Source organism: Neobacillus drentensis, from assembly GCF_036966985.1.
GTDB lineage: Bacteria > Bacillota > Bacilli > Bacillales > Cytobacillaceae > Neobacillus > Neobacillus drentensis_E.
The window spans coordinates 273-1,173 of the sequence record NZ_JBALSN010000794.1 but is presented as its reverse complement, the minus strand read 5'-3'; the positions used below and the strand labels follow the sequence as shown (position 1 = coordinate 1,173).

The 901-nt window shown below is 38.5% G+C and carries 1 protein-coding gene and 1 pseudogene; both read right to left on the bottom strand.

Annotation, left to right across the window (positions count from 1 at the left end; translation table 11 throughout):
• Positions 1 to 237, bottom strand: a pseudogene (locus V7659_RS31810) (MFS transporter); the annotation flags it as partial.
• A gap of 174 nt (positions 238 to 411) precedes the next feature.
• A partial coding sequence (locus tag V7659_RS31805; protein WP_335543952.1) for an SDR family NAD(P)-dependent oxidoreductase occupies positions 412 to 901 on the bottom strand: 490 nt, incomplete at its 5' end.

Genomic DNA, 901 nt, shown 5'->3' with positions numbered 1-901 from the left:
CTTTGCCATAATGGCACTTCCCGGAACTTCTAATAAAAAATACCCTAAAAAGAATATTCCAGCCCCAAGTCCAAATACAGCATTTGAAAATCCCAAATCTTCATTCATTTGAAGAGCAGCAAATCCAATATTCACACGATCTAAAATAGCGATAACAAAACATAAGGATAAAAATGGGATAAGGCGAAGTGTAACTTTACGAGTCGTCGACTTTTCTAATGCTTGTTGATTCAACATGATTCCCCCTTCAAGTTGCTTTGTCCAACTGCGTGAAGATATCTAAATGGCATGACACATTTTTATTAAGCGCTTACAAAATATCATTTCATCAATCATTTTGACTGTGACTCTACTTCCTTTTTATTCAAAATAGAGTCAGGCATGTTCATGTGCCTGCTCCATTTCTTTCTACTAGTCCATATGTGAACCACCATTGATATCGATTTCTTCTCCTGTAATGTAGGATGCTTCTTTAGTAGCCAAAAATGTAATGGCGGCTGCGATTTCTTTCGTTTCACCTGGTCGGCCAAGTGGTATATTATCAATTACTTTTTCGGCTTCATCGATAGGAAGTGACTTCCAAATATCCGTATTCACAAGGCCTGGTGCCACACAATTCACTGTGATACCATCTTTCCCTACTTCACGGGCAAGGTTTTTAGAAAAACCTAATACTGCTGCTTTGGAAGCTGAGTAATGTGCTCCTCCAAATACGCCTCCTCCCCTTTTAGCCGATACAGAAGACAGGTTGATAATACGCCCATATTGCTGCTTGATCATTGGTTCTAGCACGGCTTGTGTACACAAGAACAAACCAAACATATTTACATTAAATACTCTTGTCATATCTTCAAGTGTCATGTTCTGAACGGTTACTTTTTGAGAAATACCTGCATTATTC